The sequence below is a fragment of the Mesorhizobium sp. M2D.F.Ca.ET.226.01.1.1 genome (assembly GCF_004022705.2).
Classification (GTDB): Bacteria; Pseudomonadota; Alphaproteobacteria; order Rhizobiales; family Rhizobiaceae; genus Mesorhizobium.
Genome location: NZ_RZOY02000001.1, coordinates 473,293 through 491,497, shown reverse-complemented (window position 1 = coordinate 491,497; position 18,205 = coordinate 473,293). Strand labels below are relative to the sequence as shown.

17 protein-coding genes are annotated in these 18,205 nt (G+C 59.3%); 3 read left to right on the top strand and 14 right to left on the bottom strand.

From position 1 onward, the window contains the following. Window positions 1-122: 122 nt before the first annotated feature. From EN869_RS02345 to EN869_RS02295, 11 genes are all read right to left on the bottom strand, one after another. Window positions 123-971 (bottom strand): glycosyltransferase family A protein, encoded by an 849-nt coding sequence (locus tag EN869_RS02345; RefSeq protein ID WP_127228663.1) that lies wholly within the window; start codon window positions 969-971, stop codon window positions 123-125. A 56-nt stretch (window positions 972-1,027) separates the two neighbouring features. Beyond that, window positions 1,028-2,326: a CmcI family methyltransferase gene (locus EN869_RS02340; protein ID WP_127228664.1), complete on the bottom strand. Its 1,299-nt coding sequence runs from the start codon at window positions 2,324-2,326 to the stop codon at window positions 1,028-1,030. Then, window positions 2,326-3,162, bottom strand: coding sequence for a TylF/MycF/NovP-related O-methyltransferase (locus EN869_RS02335; RefSeq protein ID WP_127228665.1), 837 nt, complete (start codon window positions 3,160-3,162; stop codon window positions 2,326-2,328). The genes EN869_RS02340 and EN869_RS02335 overlap by 1 nt, the downstream gene beginning before the upstream one ends. Next, entirely contained in the window at window positions 3,159-4,568 is a 1,410-nt protein-coding gene (locus tag EN869_RS02330; RefSeq protein WP_127228666.1) for an ABC transporter ATP-binding protein, read from the bottom strand. The genes EN869_RS02335 and EN869_RS02330 overlap by 4 nt, the downstream gene beginning before the upstream one ends. Further along, the gene (locus EN869_RS02325) at window positions 4,558-5,343 is read right to left on the bottom strand and encodes an ABC transporter permease (protein WP_127228667.1); all 786 of its coding nucleotides are present in this window, start codon (window positions 5,341-5,343) and stop codon (window positions 4,558-4,560) included. The genes EN869_RS02330 and EN869_RS02325 overlap by 11 nt, the downstream gene beginning before the upstream one ends. A gap of 150 nt (window positions 5,344-5,493) precedes the next feature. Beyond that, a complete protein-coding gene (locus tag EN869_RS02320; RefSeq protein ID WP_127228668.1) occupies window positions 5,494-9,096 on the bottom strand; it encodes a glycoside hydrolase family 99-like domain-containing protein in 3,603 nt (1,200 codons plus the stop codon). Then, window positions 9,093-10,001 (bottom strand): dTDP-4-dehydrorhamnose reductase, encoded by a 909-nt coding sequence (gene rfbD, locus EN869_RS02315; RefSeq protein WP_127228669.1) that lies wholly within the window; start codon window positions 9,999-10,001, stop codon window positions 9,093-9,095. Before rfbD ends, EN869_RS02320 begins: the two co-directional genes overlap by 4 nt. Next, window positions 9,998-11,131 (bottom strand): dTDP-glucose 4,6-dehydratase, encoded by a 1,134-nt coding sequence (gene rfbB, locus EN869_RS02310; RefSeq protein WP_245489534.1) that lies wholly within the window; start codon window positions 11,129-11,131, stop codon window positions 9,998-10,000. Before rfbB ends, rfbD begins: the two co-directional genes overlap by 4 nt. A gap of 14 nt (window positions 11,132-11,145) precedes the next feature. Continuing rightward, window positions 11,146-11,700, bottom strand: coding sequence for a dTDP-4-dehydrorhamnose 3,5-epimerase (gene rfbC / locus EN869_RS02305; RefSeq protein WP_127228670.1), 555 nt, complete (start codon window positions 11,698-11,700; stop codon window positions 11,146-11,148). Then, window positions 11,693-12,583 carry a glucose-1-phosphate thymidylyltransferase RfbA gene (gene rfbA, locus EN869_RS02300; RefSeq protein ID WP_127228671.1) on the bottom strand — a complete coding sequence of 297 codons (891 nt, stop codon included), beginning with the start codon at window positions 12,581-12,583 and terminating at the stop codon, window positions 11,693-11,695. The genes rfbC and rfbA overlap by 8 nt, the downstream gene beginning before the upstream one ends. A gap of 222 nt (window positions 12,584-12,805) precedes the next feature. Further along, window positions 12,806-13,396, bottom strand: a complete 591-nt coding sequence (locus tag EN869_RS02295; RefSeq protein ID WP_127228672.1) for a biotin transporter BioY — start codon at window positions 13,394-13,396, stop codon at window positions 12,806-12,808. A 119-nt stretch (window positions 13,397-13,515) separates the two neighbouring features. Between EN869_RS02295 and EN869_RS02290 the strand changes: the two genes are divergently transcribed. Further along, complete coding sequence (locus tag EN869_RS02290) at window positions 13,516-14,424, top strand: MBL fold metallo-hydrolase (protein ID WP_127228673.1); 909 nt, start codon at window positions 13,516-13,518, stop codon at window positions 14,422-14,424. 1 nt (window position 14,425) lies between these two features. Here EN869_RS02290 and EN869_RS02285 read toward each other — a convergent pair whose 3' ends face one another. Then, on the bottom strand, window positions 14,426-15,211 hold the full coding sequence (locus tag EN869_RS02285; protein WP_127228674.1) for a DUF1499 domain-containing protein: 786 nt from the start codon (window positions 15,209-15,211) through the stop codon (window positions 14,426-14,428). Window positions 15,212-15,292: 81 nt separating this feature from the next. After that, entirely contained in the window at window positions 15,293-16,921 is a 1,629-nt protein-coding gene (locus EN869_RS02280; RefSeq protein ID WP_127228675.1) for a fatty-acid--CoA ligase, read from the bottom strand. Between the two features lie 190 nt (window positions 16,922-17,111). On the opposite strand from EN869_RS02280, the gene EN869_RS02275 reads away from it, so the two are divergent. Continuing rightward, entirely contained in the window at window positions 17,112-17,468 is a 357-nt protein-coding gene (locus EN869_RS02275) for a hypothetical protein (protein WP_127228676.1), read from the top strand. Between the two features lie 19 nt (window positions 17,469-17,487). Here the strand turns inward: EN869_RS02275 and EN869_RS02270 are convergent, their stop codons facing one another. Then, the gene (locus EN869_RS02270; RefSeq protein ID WP_127228677.1) at window positions 17,488-17,676 is read right to left on the bottom strand and encodes a hypothetical protein; all 189 of its coding nucleotides are present in this window, start codon (window positions 17,674-17,676) and stop codon (window positions 17,488-17,490) included. Here EN869_RS02270 and EN869_RS02265 point away from each other — a divergent pair. After that, window positions 17,675-18,064 carry a DUF427 domain-containing protein gene (locus tag EN869_RS02265; RefSeq protein ID WP_127228678.1) on the top strand — a complete coding sequence of 130 codons (390 nt, stop codon included), beginning with the start codon at window positions 17,675-17,677 and terminating at the stop codon, window positions 18,062-18,064. The two genes, EN869_RS02270 and EN869_RS02265, sit on opposite strands and share 2 nt — an antisense overlap. Window positions 18,065-18,205 lie beyond the last annotated feature (141 nt).

Genomic DNA, 18,205 nt, shown 5'->3' with positions numbered 1-18,205 from the left:
TGCAAATCCCCAACCTCGTCACCCGGTTATCGCCTTAGCGCGGAGTTGGAAGGAGAGCCAGAGGTTTTTTGGACTGACTACAGGGTCGGTGCTGCAGGGAAGATTGTGTCATTGCCGCCTAACTAGGATTCGCAAAGGCCTATCTTGGCAAATTTCGCAGCCTCTGCTCGAAGCGGACCAAGATAGATCGTATCAAAGGATGGCCGAACGTACTCCCTCCCGAAAATTGACAAGTATTCCTCTGCGAATGTCGGATACTGAACCTTGCCTGATGTTGCAATGCCGCCATGAACCTGATGAAATGTCATGTCTGATAACAAACATATGTTCTTAGCATTTGGACGTTGAACGTATCGTGCAAAAATCTCGAGGTTGGCTAAACCTCCTCCGGGTGAAGTAAAACCGGTATGATAACCACCAAGACCATCCAAAAGACGGCGAGGCATGGAAAACGCGTTGCTTTCTTGAATTGGCCGCCAGAAGCCGCCACTAGATGACCCCGCGAACACCGAGATATTGTAGAGTCCGGCTGATCGCGCAGGCCAACCACTGTCCGCGATAAGTTTGTCTTCCACCTCTTGGTTGTATCCCTGAATAGTCGAGACCATCTGCACGTCCGAACCCAGATGGCAACCAAGCGTGTAGACAAATGCGTCCGCACATGCTGCATGCGCCTTCAACATATTTGCAATTAACTGATCCGAGAAAATACGAGCCCCATCAATTGCGAAGAGAACGTGGGTGCCTCGGGCCAGATGCATTGCCGCCCAATTGAGCGCAAAAACTGGCGACGGCTGCGGATTCGGCATGCTCACAATTCGCGGTATAGGCGAGAAATTGACCTCATCACCCAATGAAAAAGGAGACGTGGAACCGTTGTCTACTACAATAACTTCGTAGTCCTCTGGCGAAACGTCTTTTTGATATGGACAGCAAGCAGACAGAATAGTACGCGGGGCTTCGCGGTTCATATCGTGAATACAAATAATCACGGACAGAATCGGGCGGCGCTTTCGCGAAAAAATTCTCATATCTTGCGCAGATACCCATTGGGATTGTAAGTCATATTTCGTCCGAACATGTCACAATAGGTGACGTCTATTTCAAAAGATCGAGATCCTCTGGCAAGAAACTCTGCAATTGCCCTGTTTGGTCCGCCCTGATAACGGGCCGACCATCCAAGATCATCGAGCACACCGTCTTCCATCACGAGATACTCGCCGGCTTGAAGATGCTCCTCGAAAAATTTCAGAACCGAGGTGCATACGGCATAGCTATGCGCCGAATCCTCAATGACCAGCCAGGGCCGCGGCAGATCAAAAAGCTTGTGCCGACGGAATGAAACCTCCAGGTCGCTTGCGTCACCTTGAAGGAACCGGATCCCTTTCGAAGTGGGCAAGGCGGGCGCATTCAGGTCGATCGAAACGATCTGGGTCTGGATATCCATTGCGTGACACATGTCGCGAAATAGCAGCGCGCTTCCACCATGTTTCGATCCGATCTCGATGATCGATGCGGGCCGAAGCCTGTCAAGCAATCGCAGATAGATTGCAATATCGATGGGGCTTTTGAGGCAAGGAATGTCACGGTACCGATATCCCATCGTGCCGGCTTGGTACGCAAGGAGATCGACATTAGCCAGGCCGGTCACGTAGCTTCGTTTCGAGCGGCGCTCCTGCAACCGCGCAAGATCGGCTTCCAGCAAAGCCGTGGGTTGCGGCGCGACAACCCGGGCGATCTCGTCGACAGTTTCCAATCGATAGTCGCCGTTTAGAATGCCGGCTTCGATAAAACGATATGCATCCGCCAAGACGGTGTCGCCCGGCTTCAATCCCGAGACGATGCATAAGCCCTTCGTCTCTACATCGTAAGCCTCCACGATCAGGTCGGGTCGAAACTTCCGCAATATAGGAACCAGGCTGTAGATGTCGCCGGTCCAGACTTGAGTATTGCGCTCGCGACTCGCATGAGCGATGTCACGTGGCAGCACGTCATCGATCACGATAACGCCTTGGGCATGGCTAACCCTTTCACAATTGATGAAATCGCGCAGTGCGAATTCTGCATTGTGCATACCATCGATAAAGGCAAGATCGACCGGGCCACCCACCAGTGACGCGACATCGCGCTTGAAGAATTCGTCGCTCGTCTCAGCGAACAGGCGTGTGGGTGCCGTGAGCGGCACCCTAATTTCATAGTCTGGATCGACCCCGATGGATGGCACTTCCGATAGCGCAAGGCTATGACCGAGACGCGATCCGATTTCGAGATAGTTTCGGGGTTGAAGTATCCTGTGTATCGACGAGAGGGCTTCCAGGTAATGCATCACGCTGCCTTACGAAACCAAACGCCGGTCCAATCAACCTGGTGCATTTGTGGAAGACCACGCGACGTTCGCGCAAAATAATCTGCAACCGCGAGACGGCATTGATCGATGGCGTAGTCGTCGATGATCACAATTCCGCCTGGCGAAACTTTCTCATAGAGCGCATCGAGAGAATCCATCGTCGATTCATAAAGATCGCCATCTAGGCGAAGCAAAGCAATTTGCTGCGTCTCGAGTACAGGGAGCGTATCCTTGAACCATCCTTTGGCAAAGACAATCGAATCGGACTCCAGCCCGTAAACACCAAAGTTCTCGCGGACGGTTTCCTCGCCGACCGCAAGCTCGGGATAGATCGCCTTGCTCAGATCAAGCCCGGCATCCTGTGTCAGGCTCGGGGGAGGCAAGCCTTCGAAGCTATCGGCGACAAATATCCGGCGGTTTCCGGCTGGGTTTACCTTCAGATATCCCGCCATGAAAATACAGCTGCCGCCGCGCCAGACGCCACATTCGACAAAATCTCCAGGAATGCCATGATTAACCACTTTATCAAGGCACTCATGGAGCATGTCTAGGCGCGCACGCCCGATCATCGTATGCGAATATCCCGCGTTGTGGATGCTACGGCCAAAGAACCTGCCATTGGCACGACCTGCCGTCATCTCCGCATAGGCATCGGCTCGCTCGTGACGGATATCGTGCAGCACGCGAGGGTCGAACACTTCGGATCCCGCAATGCAGTTGCGCAGATAGATAATGCGAAGCTCATTATCGAGATAGATGCTGTTCAACAACGACCGCTTGAGAAGGTCGAGATAGAGATCGCGTTGCTCCTTCATGCGGAAAGCTCCTGCACGGTTTCCATCGTGATCGATTGCATCGGAATGCCCATCAGACCCTTGGCTACATGCGAGGAGAGAACGTGGAAGAATATGGCGTCTTCGACACGGTGTTGCTTGATGTGTTCAGCCTGATTTCCGGTGGCGAGTGCTACCGTAATTCCATAGTCCCCCGTCGGGAGGTAGGGCATCTGAAAGGCAAACCGGCCGACGATCGTCTCACCCGCTCGCACAACGATGTCATCGTGGCGATACGTCAGAAATGTATTGTCGGCAAAGACAACCTGACCATGCCGATCGCGAACAGTGAATCCCAGGATCGGGCGCTCAAGGTCCAGATGTGCCTTTGCCTTGATCTCAAAGACTACATTCTCCCCACCCGCTAGATTGGTAACTGGCAATCCGGCCCAATTTCTCAGCCCAGCGGAAACGATCGATCCAGCGCGGTGACCGATCCAAGCGGCATCGTCGTCGAAATCGAAGACCTTAATTTCATTGGCAAGCGAAGACGTTCGCAAAATTTCAGCACGATGATCTGGCGCCGGGGGAATCTCGGGCGGACGTTCGCCACGACGGCCGCCGAACTTCAACTCAGCCGTGCTGTCGCCTTCAAGTTCGATTGCTTTGCGATATTCGTCGCAAACCTCTTTGGTCTCCCCAATCATGCGGATCCTGCCGCCGTCGACCCATACGACGCGCGAGCACAGAGCCATTACCGAACCCATGTCGTGTGCGCACAACAACAACGTTCCCCGCGATTTGAACTCGCGGATGAAACGCATGCATTTCTGGGAAAAGGCTAAGTCGCCAACGGCCAGCACTTCGTCGACGAGAAGAATTTCCGTCGGCAGATGTGCCGCCACGGCGAAGGCAAGGCGAGCATACATGCCACTCGAGTAGGTCTTTACCGGCTGATCGATGAACTCTCCGATGCCGGCGAACTCCAGGATCGATTCCATTTTGGCGCTAACGTCGGACCTCGACATTCCGAGGATGGTGGCGCCGAGATATGCGTTCTCACGCCCGGTGAACTCCGGGTCAAAGCCAGTCCCAAGCTGCAGCGAGTAGAGCTTGCCTTTCTGTTCTATCGTGCCCGAGGTCGGTTGCAGGTTGCCCGCAATCATCTGAAGCAGCGTAGATTTGCCGCTACCGTTGCGGCCGATAATGCCGATCGTTTCCCCCTGGAAGACGTCGAACGAAACACCGTTGATGGCCGGATATTCGCGAAACCGACGAACACGGCCGAGCGTTGCCATTTGAATCAGCCTATCCTGAGGGCGCGCGTAAATGCGGAATACCTTCGTCACGTTCCGCAGCCGAATAGCAAAGTCGCTGCTGGTCACGGCTGGCGACCCAATCGATGGTGAGGCCGAGGCGAGGATTTTGTCGAAATTGTCAGAGGACATCGGCAAAGCCTCTGCGGGTCTTCTGGAAAAATTGATAGCCGAGGATCGCTATCATGATCGCTACTAGGGAATAATATCCGAGTGCCACCCAATCCGGCTCCGTACCGAAGAGAACCACGGCGCGCAGACACTCGACCGGAACCGCTAGAGGGTTGAGAGAAAGCCATGTCTGAGACCATTCCGGCAACGCCGTCCTTGGAAAAAAAACGGGCGACAGAAATAAGGTGGCGGTCACAAGAGGCGCTACGATTTGGCTAATGTCACGGAAATAAACGCCAACGGAAGCTAGGGTCCAAGCAATGCCAAGCACGAGAATTATAACCGGTGCGAAAACTACAGGCGCCAGTACCACAGTGAGCGGAATATCGCCGAACACCGCGTATGCAAAGATCAAGAGTACCAGAAGACTAACTGCAGCATGAAACAATGCGGCACCAGCTGAAACTATGGGTAAAATCTGAATCGGAAAAACAACTTTTTTCACGTAGTTGGTATTTCCTATGATCAAGCCTGATGAGAGCGAAACAACCTCGGCGAAGAATTGAAATACAATCAGTCCGCAGAACAGAATGACTGCAAACTCTCCAGTTGAATGGGTGGAGCTTTGTTGGCCAGGGATCGTCCATCGCGACTTCATGACGACCCCGAAAGCGAAGGTATAAACGGCCAGCATGAAAAGTGGATTTAGGAGCGACCACAGCAGTCCAAGAGCTGAACCGCGGTAGCGACCCACGATTTCGCGGTGAATGAGCGAGAGGGCGAGGGTTGCGTTCATTTTCCCTGCTTTTACGCTTTACGCTAAATGGCTTAACACTGGACGTGCAACGAAACGCTGCTATCCGTGCATGGGGCGGCGCTTATGTGGCGCACCTTCCGCATGGGCTAGATCGAACATCAGTCCTCGATGGTAATCATCTTTTATCCTTCAGCGAGAATCGGTTTCGCCGACTGAGTAGCCTTCGTGCAAAGCCACGGCGGCGGTCAGTCGCTCGATTGCATGGGCCAGCGTTCCGTCGATCTGCCCGACCTCCTCCTCAAAGTCGTCAGGACCTAGCGACAGATCTGCAAGCAGCCTTAGAGCTTTCGGTCTGAACCAGAACATCGAGCCTGCAGGAAAAACAGTGTCGTAACGACCGATTTGAGCTTGCATTCCGAGTCTAGGCAACAGCCGGTCCAACCAACTGCGATTGAGGATGTTCCTCTCCAGCTCACCCAAATCAAGAAGCGTTCCGGCCGGTGCCATCAGCCCCAATTTACGGTCCTTTTCGAAACGTCGGGCAATTTGCTTCACGTGTTCTCGCGATCCCAAAAGGCTGCTCAACGCGCTGCTCCTAAGGGCATTGCCATCACGCCGATGTGGCGACTTCTTGCTATGAACCTTGCAGGCCAATTCGTAGCCTTCGCTTAGAAGAAGTGGCAAAAGCTGGAGAAACGGCTGCATATCGCGGCCGCGGTTGCGGAAATACGAAAGACGCGCATTAGGGAAAGCGCTGAGGACGCGCTCGGCAGCAGTGCCCGGAGCGTCGCGCCGCAGCGTGACTAAAAGGTCTACTTCACCAGCATTCGAGAGGTTCTCGCGCATGTCCTCGAAGAGATCGTCGTAGTGTAAGTGCAAAACAATCGCCGAGCTCGATCGCTTACGAAATGCCCTCTGGGACTTTTCAACCAACCCAATCAGGTGCGGGTCTGGCGCGATGAAGTCTCGCATCACGTTGGCTGTGGCATGCAGATAGCCGTACCCGAATTTTCGATCGGGCTCCAAATGCGCACCTTCCGCCCACTCATTCCACGCATTGACAAATACTACTGGTGGCTGCGTGAGATCGTTAGCCAAGTTGTTTATTGTGATGTCGCATGCACTCCTGAGCCACTTGGCATATGAAGCGGGATTAGCACCATAGAAGCTGTGCCCACTGCCCGGCTTGCGCGCCTCGTTGTCCCAACTGGGACTTACGGTCTTGATAAGCTGGTACGGTGGGCGCTTCTTTTGGGCGTAGGAGGCCGCAAGCTCTTCATAATCGTAGATCTGGCCACGAAAATCTGGGTTCACGATTTTCAGCTGACCGTTGAGGCCCGATGCCATTCCCATATGCGGTGGAAATTCGATGGCCGCGTCAAAGCCGAGTGGGCGTGGGTCCAATATTCCAAAAGTTTGCGCGGCGACGAGATAGAGATCGCCGACGCCTGCGGCTTTTGCACGCTCGCGCCACCGGGCCGCCGTTGCGGCCGAATCAGGAAGCAAGCTGGCGCGATAGACGATGAGGACTGCGCGACCCTCATGGCGCAAGTACCGCCGGTCCTGCAATGCGGGAAGGATGTCGTCTAGAAAAGCGACGTCATCGCTTGGCGAGTGCTGCTGCGCCATCAGCACGTCTTGCTCTTGACCGTCCCATCGTCTTGTCCAGTTTTCGTTTGCCCAACACAAGCAGAACTCGACGTCGATATCTGTGTTCTCGAGGAATTGCCGGACCGGCTTCTCAAGCAGCCTTTTGCCACCGAACCAATAGTGGTGGAAACAGAATCCCGTCACGCCATAGGACTTGGCCAAGGCTGCCTGCTGCCGCATGACATCGACGATCCGCAGGTCATAGAATCCCAATTCTCCAGGCATATGTGGTTGATAATGACCAATATATTGAGGGACAGCCTTGGTGACATTGGTCCATTCGGTGAATCCCTTCCCCCACCATTCGTCATTTTCGGCTATGGGATGGAATTGCGGCAGGTAGAACGCCATTACCTTCAATGGCGAACGCGCGAAGTCGATGACCTCTTCGGAGCGCGGCACATAATCTAGGTCCGTGCCCGCGGGACGCTTCGCGATTGCGAGAACTTGACGAATATATTCGGCCTCAACACTAGGGCTGCCGCCGAGAGCTAACGGAGCAGCGCCAATAGTTGCGCTGCTGCTCGCCACGCTACCGGTCGCTTCCTCACGAGACAAGCTCCCAGCCCTTCGCACCACGTCGTATCGTAGAAGGCGCATTTTGACAGAATGCTTCATGTGGAGTGGAATCGGCAGGCGACGCGCGGCCCGTCTCCCAAACCCAAGTAAAGCGCGAACGGAACCAATCGGATTGATGAGCAAATACTTTATAGCACGAATAGGGCCGCTAATACGCCAACTTGTACTATTGCGCATTTCCCTAATCGCATTTGTGTAACTCGCGACTTCGGCTTGGCTGCGGGCGAGTGCGATCTCCAGTTGTTGGCGTTCAGTTTGGGCAATGGAGAGCGTTGCGTTGCCGACCGTTGCCGCTTCCAACGTGCGTCGCATACTGGTTAGGTCGTCGCGCATTTCGGCGAGTTGCCCGACTTTAGCTAGAGCGGCCACTGCTCGCTCCTGCTCCAGCATCTCAACTAAGTGCCTTTCCTTCTTGCGATGCTTGTTCGCTAGGCCACGCGCTTTTTTCAGCTGGTCTTGCAACCTCTTTTCACGCGACTGAAACTCGATCCCCTGCCGTTCCAGTGTCTGCTTCGTGGCTTCAATCTCGGCAGCGCTTTTCTCGGTGACGCGCTGTATGCGGCTATCAGCGGCCGCAACTGCGGCATTGAGAGCATAGAGGTCGGGATAGACTGCATCACCGAACGTCGTAGAAACCGAATCAAACGCGCGTCTCACACGATCTAAAGTCTTGGACGCCTGCTGCTCGTACGGATCGCGCTCCATAGATTGCAGGGCTGCGTAACTGTCTTTCACCCAGCCTGCCACCGTCGTGCTCGCGTCAAGTTCACCCTGACGTGCGCGATGATGCTGGTTCGCGGATGAGATGAAGGCATCGATGTCCGATTGCGCGTCATCAAGGGATCTCGGCCAATCCAGCGAAAGCGTGCTTGTGATCTTCTGCAGGCAGGGCCGCCAGTTCTCGACAATTGCTTCATACGAAACCAATGCCCTGCGCTTGCCGCGACTGGCTTGCTCGGCATCCAACACATGACGTAGCCACACCAGCATCCCAAATCCCTGGCTTGAGCCACCACGCTTCTCGAGCGATGCAGCTACCGCCAATGGATTCCGAGACACGAGCACATAGCGGACATCGATTCCCAGCGACTGCAGGATGTCGGCGTACATTTCAGCGAAGCGTGCAATGCGCGGTTCTTTGATGACGAATAGAGGCGCGGCGCCGTATTCTTGGCCAATGATGCGAGCGATTTCGCTTCGATAAAACTCTCGGCGCTCCTCCAACAGTTTTGTCACATCATAGGGCCGCCAGTCATCCCAACTGCTGCCAGCTTCAGCGAGCATTTGCTCGTTAAGAGTATTGATGCTAGTCGGCTCCCAATAGCCGTTGGCATTGTTCTCGTCCGAGGCAATGACTTGTTCGGGAAGTGCTGCACCCAAGAGGTTGAGCACCCTCGTCAGCGCGCTCGTGCCCGAGCGATGCATGCCGAGCACCATGATGCAGGTGCGCTTGGCCGGCTTGATCTTCGCTGAGTTGGCCTTAGCGCGCTTCTTTGGCGCCAATTGATCGACCAGCTGCGCACTCGCATCGCGCAGTTGCTCCGGTGAGGGATTTTCGTTCATGCACTCAATGCCTGTTTCGTCCCGCCGCCCCCCAGCCGCCGAACCACGCTTTCCGTTGCTACCCGCCAATGCGGCGCATGCCAACCGAACACGCTCTGAAACCTCGCGCTCGACAGCCGCGAATTTTGCGGCCGCCTGGCCTTGGTCGGATAGTCCACCGTGGCGATATCTCGCACCCTCGCGTGCGGGCCGCCGAACGCCCTGCTTGTGTCGAGGATGTGACGGGCAAAGCCGCTCCAGTTGGTGTCGCCCTCGCCCGCCAGGTGGTAGACACCGAAGGCGGCGAAATTCCTGTCGGCTCGCAGCCTGGCCGCCACATGCAGGATCGCGTCGGCGATGTCGAAGGCCGAGGTCGGATTGCCCCATTGATCGGCGACGACCGAAATCTCATCGCGATCGGTGGCGAGCCTCAGCATCGTCTTGACGAAGTTCTTGCCGAAGGGGCTGTAGACCCAGGCGGTGCGCAGGATGAGGTGGCGCGGGTTGGCGGTGGTCGCCGCCTCTTCGCCGGCGAGCTTGGAAGCGCCGTAGACGCCGAGCGGGGCGGTGGCGTCTGTCTCGACGTAGGCGCCGTCCTTGCTGCCGTCGAAGACATAGTCGGTCGACAGATGGATGACCGGAACGCCGAGCCTTGCCGCGGCTTCGGCCACTTTGCAGGCGCCGACGGCGTTCACCGCGAAGGCCAGGTCCTTCTCGTCCTCGGCCTGGTCGACGGCGGTGTAGGCGGCGGCGGAAACGACGATGTCGGGCCTTGCCGTCTCGAGCGCTGCGAAGACCGTGTCGGGCCGCGCCAGATCGAGCGCGGGCCGGCCGACGGCGACGACCTCGACATCGTCGCGGCCCCGCGCCGCCTCGACCAGGCTTGCAGCGACTTGGCCCTCGCGTCCGGTGACGGCAAGCCTCACGTCGGCACCTTCCAGCTTTCGGCCTCTGTTCCATTGGGGTTGCTTGCGACCGGACTGTTTTGGCTGTTTGCGGCTGTACCGCGGCCCAGCCGCTCGCCGTCGTAGCGCTGCTCGCGGATCGGCCCCCACCACCATTTGTTGTCGAGATACCAGTCCACGGTCCTGGCCAGGCCGCTGTCGAAATTCTCACGCGGCGCCCAGCCGAGGTCGCGCGCGATCTTGGTGGCGTCGATGGCATAGCGGCGGTCATGGCCGGGGCGGTCGGTGACGAAGGTGATCAGCTCGCGGTGGCTCGCGCCGCCGGCGCGCGGGCGCCGCAGGTCGAGAAGGTCGCAAATCGTCTCGACGACACCGAGATTGGTGCGCTCGGAATTGCCGCCGACATTGTAGCTGTCGCCCGGCCGCCCCTTGGTGGCGACCAGTTCAAGGGCGCGCGCGTGATCCTCGACGAACAGCCAGTCGCGCACATTGGCGCCGGCGCCGTAGACGGGCAACGGCTTCTCGTCGAGCGCGTTGAGGATGACCAGCGGGATCAGCTTTTCGGGAAAATGGTAGGGCCCGTAATTGTTCGAGCAATTGGACAGCACGACCGGCAAGCCATAGGTCTCGTGCCAGGCGCGCACCAGATGGTCGGAGGCCGCCTTCGACGCCGAATAGGGCGAGGACGGCGCGTAGGGGGTCTCCTCCACGAACATGCCGCCGTCGAAAGGCAGGTCGCCGAAGACCTCGTCGGTCGAGACGTGGTGGAATCGGAAGCCGCGTTGGCGGGCCTCCGGCAGGCCGCGCCAGTATTCCAGCGCGGCGTTCAGGATACGGTAGGTGCCGACGATGTTGGTCTCGATGAAGGCGCCGGGGCCGTCGATCGAGCGGTCGACATGGCTTTCGGCGGCAAGGTTCATGACGATGTCGATATCGTCGCGGCGCAATATTTCGAGCACCGCGCGCTCGTCGCAGATGTCGCCCTGCTCGAAGCGGTAATTGTGCGCGTTCTCGATTGGCCGCAGCGACGCGAGGTTGCCGGCATAGGTGAGCTTGTCGAGATTGGTTACGCGGTAGGCCGGATTGGCGCACAGATGCCGGCACACGGCCGAGCCGATGAAGCCGGCGCCGCCAGTGACCAGGAAATTCATGCCGCCGTCTCCCCTCACGCGAACACCTCGGCCGTGGCAAGCAAGGGCGCGTTGCGATCCTTGTCCGAAAGCTGGAACCCGCCGGCAAGCGCCGGCCATTCGACGCCGATCAAAGGGTCGTCAAAACGGATCGACCGGTCGTGCCCGGGCGAATAGGTGTCGGTCACCTTGTAGAGCACCTCGGTGTCCGGCACGAGCGTGACGAAGCCATGGGCGAAGCCTTTCGGCACCAGGATCTGGTTGCCCTTCTCGGCCGATATCTCCAGCGCCACCCATTTGCCGAAAGTCGGCGAAGAACGGCGGATATCGACCACGACATCGAAGACGCTGCCTCGGATGACGCGCAGCAGCTTGTCCTGGGCGCGCGGCGGCAGTTGGTAGTGCAGGCCGCGCAGCACCCCGGCCGCGGCGGAATAGGAATGGTTGTCCTGCACGAAGGCGAGGTCGATGCCGGCTTCGGCGAAGCGTTCGGCATTCCAGGTCTCGCTGAAAAAACCGCGCGCGTCGCCATGCCGCTTCGGCACGATCTCCAGCACGCCGTCGAGGCCGAGCGGCCTGACCTCAAGCACCCTGCTCCTCCATCAGATCGGTCACCCGCCGGCGCAGATAGGCGGCATATTCGTTCTTGCCGAGCCGCGCGGCGCGATCCAGAACCTTGTCGGCGCTGATCCAGTGCTGCTCCAGCGCTATCTCCTCCGGGCACGCGATCTTGATGCCTTGGCGATGCTCGATCGTGCGCACGAAAGACGATGCCTCGAGCAGGCTGTCATGCGTGCCGGTGTCCAGCCAGGCATAGCCGCGGCCGAGGCGGTGGACATGCAGTTCGCCGCGTTCGAGATAAACATTGTTGACTGCGGTGATCTCAAGCTCGCCGCGCGCCGAAGGACGGATGTTCGAGGCGATGTCGACCACGTTGTTGTCGTAGAAATAAAGGCCGGTCACGGCCCAGTTGGACTTCGGCTTTTGCGGCTTCTCCTCGATCGTCAAAGCCCTGCCGGTGGCCTTGTCGAAAGAGACCACGCCATAACGCTCGGGATCATCTACATAGTAGGCGAAGACCGAGGCACCCCCATCGCGCGTTGCCGCCTCTCGGCAGAGCTGCGACAGGCCGCCGCCGAAATAAATGTTGTCGCCAAGAATCATCGACACGCTGTCCTTGCCGATGAAGTCGCGGCCGATGACGAAAGCCTCCGCGAGGCCATTGGGCTGCGGCTGCTCGGCATAGGAGAGTTCCAGCCCAAACTCGGAACCGTCACCCAGCAACGCCTGAAAGACCGGCAAGTCGCGCGGAGTTGAAATGACCAGGATCTGGCGAATTCCCGCGAGCATCAGCACGCTCAGCGGATAATAGATCATCGGCTTATCGTAGATCGGCAGTATCTGCTTAGAAACCGCTAATGTTAGCGGATAAAGGCGTGTTCCGCTGCCACCCGCAAGGATAATTCCTTTCAACAAGCTCTCCTTGAACTACCGCGGCCCCCGCCTCGACGCCAAGTTGCCCGTGCTTAGATTTCGGGCACTGGCTTGTCAATGTCGGCTTTGACTGCTTCCCGACGCTACTCCCTCCCTTTCTACCATCCGGCACGCGGTGGTTTCGAGCGAAATCCTACCGCGCCATGAAAAAGGGCCGGCGGGCGCTTGTCGCCCGCCGGCCCTTTTTCGGTCGAATTGCGATCAGCCGCGCTTGAGCAGCGCCCATACGGCCGGCACCAGGCTGGCGGCCAGGGCCACCTTGATCAGGTCGCCGACGATGAAGGGCAGAACGCCGAATTGCCAGGACTTTTCGGGTCCTATGAGCACCGCCAGCCAGGCGAAGCCCATCGCCATCATGATGACCTCGCCCGTCAGCATGGCACCGAACAGCTTGAAGGGAGTGCGGTCCCAGCCGCGGTCCGAGGCCCAGCCGGCGATTGCCGCCATGACCACGAAGCCGGCAAGATAGCCGCCGGTCGAGCCCAGCATATAGGCGATGCCGATGCCCTTTTCCGGCGTGCCCTGGAAGACGGGCAAACCAAAAGCGCCCTCGGCGAGGTAGAGAAGGAGCGTCGCGACCGCCAGCCGCAGGCCGAAGGCCGAGGCGATCAGCAGCACGGCGAGCGTCTGCAGCGAAAGATCGACCGGACCGAGCACCACTTTGGTCTTGGCCGAAAGCGTCAGCAGCAGGGTTCCGGCGAGCGCCAGAAAGAGCTGAGTCGCGAGCCGGGCAGCGCCCCGCTCCGGCAGAGTGAGAGAAACGAGCGGACGCATCGTGGTTGCAATTGCCATGGTCTTCCTCATTCTGGCTGATTCATTGGGTGGCTGATTTTGGTGGCTTTATTTTTCCCTATATTGGCTTCCGTATCGGGCGGCAATCATTTTGCCGCATTGCAACGGAGCCCGCCGGCATGGCCCTTGAATTCGACACCAGCTTCGACCCGGCCTATGGCCAGGCGGTTGCGGTTGCGCCGGAGGTGCTGCGCATCACCGCCAGAAATCCGAGCCCATTCACTTTCCACGGCACCAACAGTTATCTCGTCGGCCGCGATACGCTGGCGGTGATCGACCCAGGGCCCGAAGAGGACGCGCACCTCGAAACGCTGCTTGCGGCGATCGCTGGCCGATCGGTCAGCCACATCTTCGTCAGCCACACCCATCGCGACCATTCGCCCCTTGCGGCGCGGCTGAGGGAGCGCACCGGTGCGCCAACGCTTGCCGAAGGCCCGCATCGACCGGCTCGGCCTTTGCGCATTGGCGAGGTCAATCCGCTCGACGCCAGCGCCGACCTGGGTTTCGTTCCCGACGTCGTGCTGGCCGACAATGCGCTGACCCAGGGCGACGGCTGGGCCATCCGCACCGTGCTCACTCCCGGCCACACCGCCAATCACGCCGTGTTTGCCCTCGAAGGCACCGGAACCTTGTTTTCGGCCGACCATGTCATGGCATGGTCGACCTCGATCGTCGCGCCGCCGGACGGCGCCATGGCCGACTATATGAACTCCCTCGACAGGTTGCTGGCACGCGACGATCGCCTGTTGTTGCCGGGCCATGGCGGAGCTGTGACCTCGCCCGGGCGGTTCATGCGCGGCCTGAAGACGCATCGCAAGATGCGCGAAAGAGCGATCCTGGAGCGTATCCGCGCCGGAGACCGGACCATCAGGGAAATGGTCGCGGCCACCTATCGCGACACCGACCCGCGGCTGCACGGCGCCGCCGGCCTGTCGGTGCTGGCCCATCTCGAGGACCTCGTCGCGCGCGGCCTGGTCGCAACCGAGGGCGAGCCCGCGATCGACGGTATTTTCACGCCTGCCGGATAGGCTATTCGGCCGGCGCCGCGCCGACCTGGCCGGCGACCTCCTGGTCGAGCTCGCCAAGGAATGCCGTGATGCGCGCGGCGTTATCGCCAAGATCATAGCGGCCGTAGCGCGAGGCCGAGCGCATGTCGACGATCACCTGCTCGCCATCATCGGTGATGCGGATGGCGACATCGGCCGGCAGGCCGAGCACGAAGCCCTTGGCCAGCGCGTTGATCGTCGCCTCGCTCTGGCCGTTGATGTCGGGATATGGCGCCGTCAGTTGCCAGTCGCGGCGGTCGAGCACTGTTTCAACCGCGTCAACGACGGTTTCGAAAGGCAGATTGTAGCTGCGACCGCTGACCAGCGGGTAGACATCAGCCTGCAGCCGCTGCTCGCCCGGCGTGGGCGGCGACAGCTCATTCATGTCGCCGGTGCGATCGCTGGTGTCCAGCGCCGGCGGATCGTCGAGATCGGTAGAGATATCGCGCAGCGGCGGATAGATCGTCGCCCAGTAGGCGGCGACGCCGTAGGGTGCGAGCACCAGAAGCGCCAGCAGCGCTCCGACACTGAGATCGCGGCCGCCGCGATCGCCGAAACTCCAGACCCTCGACAGGCCGAGGCCTGCCAGCAGCAAGGCGAGCGCCGCCAGCAGCGCGACGAGCGCGAGCACCCACAGGAAAGGCGGCGTCTCGACGAGATCGAGCCTGTACGCGGCAACGACCGTAAGCAAAAGAACGAGGGAAAATGCCCCGATCCGCCGCGACCAGCCGGCCGCCCTCGACGTCTGCCGTTCAGGAATAGGTGCCATTCTTTGCCGTATCGTCCCAACCCGGGCCGAGAGTTAGCGGTTTTCGACGCGGGCTTGAAGCCGAAAGATCGAACATTTTCGTCAATCCGTCGGCAGGCGATAATCCTTGAACTGGTCACGCAGACTACTCTTCTGGATCTTGCCGGTGGCGGTATGCGGGATTTCGCCGACGAAGGCGACGTCGTCGGGCATCCACCATTTCGCCACCTTGCCGCTCATGAAGGCGAGGATGTCGCCCTTGCTCGGCTCCCTGCCCGGCTTGCGCACGACGACGAGCAAGGGCCGCTCGCCCCATTTGGAATGCGCGACGCCGATGGCCGCCGCCTCCGCCACATCCGGGTGGCCGACGGCGAGGTTCTCGAGATCGATGGTCGATATCCATTCGCCGCCGGACTTGATCACGTCCTTGGCTCGATCGGTAATCTGCATGTAGCCGCTGGCGTCGATATGGGCGACATCGCCGGTATCGAACCAGCCGTCCGCGTCGAACTGCTCGGCGCCGGCGCCGCCATAATAGGCGCACGCGATTGCCGGGCCACGCACTTTGAGATGTCCGAAGGTCTTGCCGTCCCACGGCAGAGCGTTGTTGTCGTCGTCGGTCACCTTCATTTCCACGCCGAAGGGCGGAAAACCCTGCTTGCCCTGGACATCCAGCCGCGCCTCGCCTGTAAGCGCTTCGAAGGCGGGCTTCATGGTGCAAAGAGTACCGAGCGGCGACATCTCGGTCATGCCCCACGCATGGACGACCTGGACACCGTAATTGTCCTGGAATTTCTGGGTGACCGCGCGCGGGCATGCGGAGCCGCCGATGACCACCTTGTTCAGATGAGGCAGCTTGCTGCCGGTCTCCTCAAGATATTGCAGCAGCATCATCCACACCGTCGGCACCGCGGCGCTGAACGTCACTTTTTCGGTGTCGAGCAATTCATAAATCGAGGCGCCGTCCATCTTGCAGCCGGGCATCACCAGCTTGGCGCCGATCATCGGCCCGCTCTGGCCAAGCCCCCAGGCGTTGGCGTGGAACATCGGCACCACTGGCAGGACGATATCGCGCGACGAGATGCCCATGGCGTCCGGCATCGCGGCGGTCATGGCGTGGAGAACATTCGAGCGGTGGCTGTAGAGGACGCCCTTGGGGTCGCCGGTCGTGCCGGACGTGTAGCACATGCCGGCAGCGGTGTTCTCATCGAACGTTTTCCAGGCAAAGTCGCCGTCGGCCTCGGCCAGCCATTCCTCATAGGCGACGGCATTCGCCAGCGATGTTTGCGGCATATGCGCCCGGTCGGTCAGCACGATCACCTGCCGCAACGATTTGACCGCGCCGGCAATCTTTTCCAGGATCGGCACGAAGGTCAGGTCGACAAAGATCGCCTTGTCCTCGGCATCGTTCATGATCCAGGCGATCTGTTCCGGGAAGAGCCGCGGGTTGAGCGTGTGGTAGATCGCGCCGATACCCATGATGCCGTACCAGGCCTCGATATGGCGCGCCGTGTTCCAGGCAAGCGTGGCGATGCGGTCGCCAAGCACGAAGCCGTCTCGCTCCAACCGTTGCGCCACCTTGAGCGCCCGGCGGTGGATTTCGGCATAGGTGGTGCGCACGATCGGCCCCTCGATCGAGCGCGAGACGACCTCGCGGCTGCCGTGCTGGCGTTCGGCATGGTCGATCAGCTTGTAGCAAAGCAGCGGCCATTGCTGCATTAGTCCGAGCATCGCTTCCTCCCCTTGGCGCTTTCGCGTCGTTGTTTCACGCATTGTGAAACGATCCGGCGGATTGTCCAGCTTCCATAAGTTCAAGGCGGTGGATGGAGTGAAAACCCTGCGAAACCCGCCATAATACGGCCATCGTCGCCGTTAAGTTTCGTTAACGGGCTGGGTGAGATTGGCGAATGGAGTGGTTCGCATGGACGCGCAGCTCGACGAAAAAGCCCTTGAAAGCACGCTTGCCGAGAGTCTGGACGATCTGACGCCGGACACCAAGGCCGTTTCCGAAGATGAATTTGCCGAGGTCGTCGGCGGCGCGCTGGAGGCCGTCGGCGGAACGCTGCTGTTCAAGATGCGCGTTGAAAACGGCGGCGACAGCGAGCATGTCGCGGCTGCCTGCATCGGCGACGGCGGCAATCGCCAGTTCCTGCTGCTCACACTGCCGACCTCCGGCGGCGCGCTTAAGGTCGAAACCGCGGCGAGAAGCACCAATCCGGTCGCCGGCATCGCCGCCGCCTATGCCGGCCTGATGGATGCCTTCAAGACGGCCGCCTGACGGGCTGGGCGACAGACGTTCAATGAATGGTGATGGCGCCTCGCGCCGCGCGAGCTTGCGTTGCGCGCTTGCCCGACACATGTAAGTCTTCCCGAGAACGTTTCGCTGTTTCATGGAAACGACGAAACGCTCTCTCTTTGTTTTGACGCAATTCCGGACGGAAAACCGCTTCGCACTTTTCCTGGAATTGCTGCAGGAGACCATTCATGGACAAGCTTGCCAATCCCGCCCCCGGCTTTCAGCGCAATCCCGACAAGGTGATCACCGTCGAACCCTATCGCGGCAGCGTCACTGTGCGCGCCGGCGACACCGTCATCGCCAGATCGACCCGGGCCAAATTGCTCTCCGAACCGCCCTATCCGGACGCCCTCTACATCCCGTTCGACGATATCGATTTCAGCAAGCTCGCCGGCACCGAGCATTCGACCCATTGCCCGTACAAGGGCGATGCCAGCTACTGGAGCGTTCGATCCGCCGGCGAAGCCGGCGAGAATGCGATGTGGGCCTACGAGCAGCCATTCGACGAAATGACCGAGATCCGCAATCACGGCGCGTTCTATACGAGCAAGGTGACCGTCGAGGCCACGCCCGACTGATCATTCTTGGCGGATCCCGCCAAGGTGCCTTGAGATTCAGGTCAGGCCGAGTCGAGAATGGCGGGTTCCGAGAACCGGCCTACGCCGGCCGTAGCCTTCACTCACTACCAAAGGTCGTAAGCATGGCTTCGGCCGGCGAAG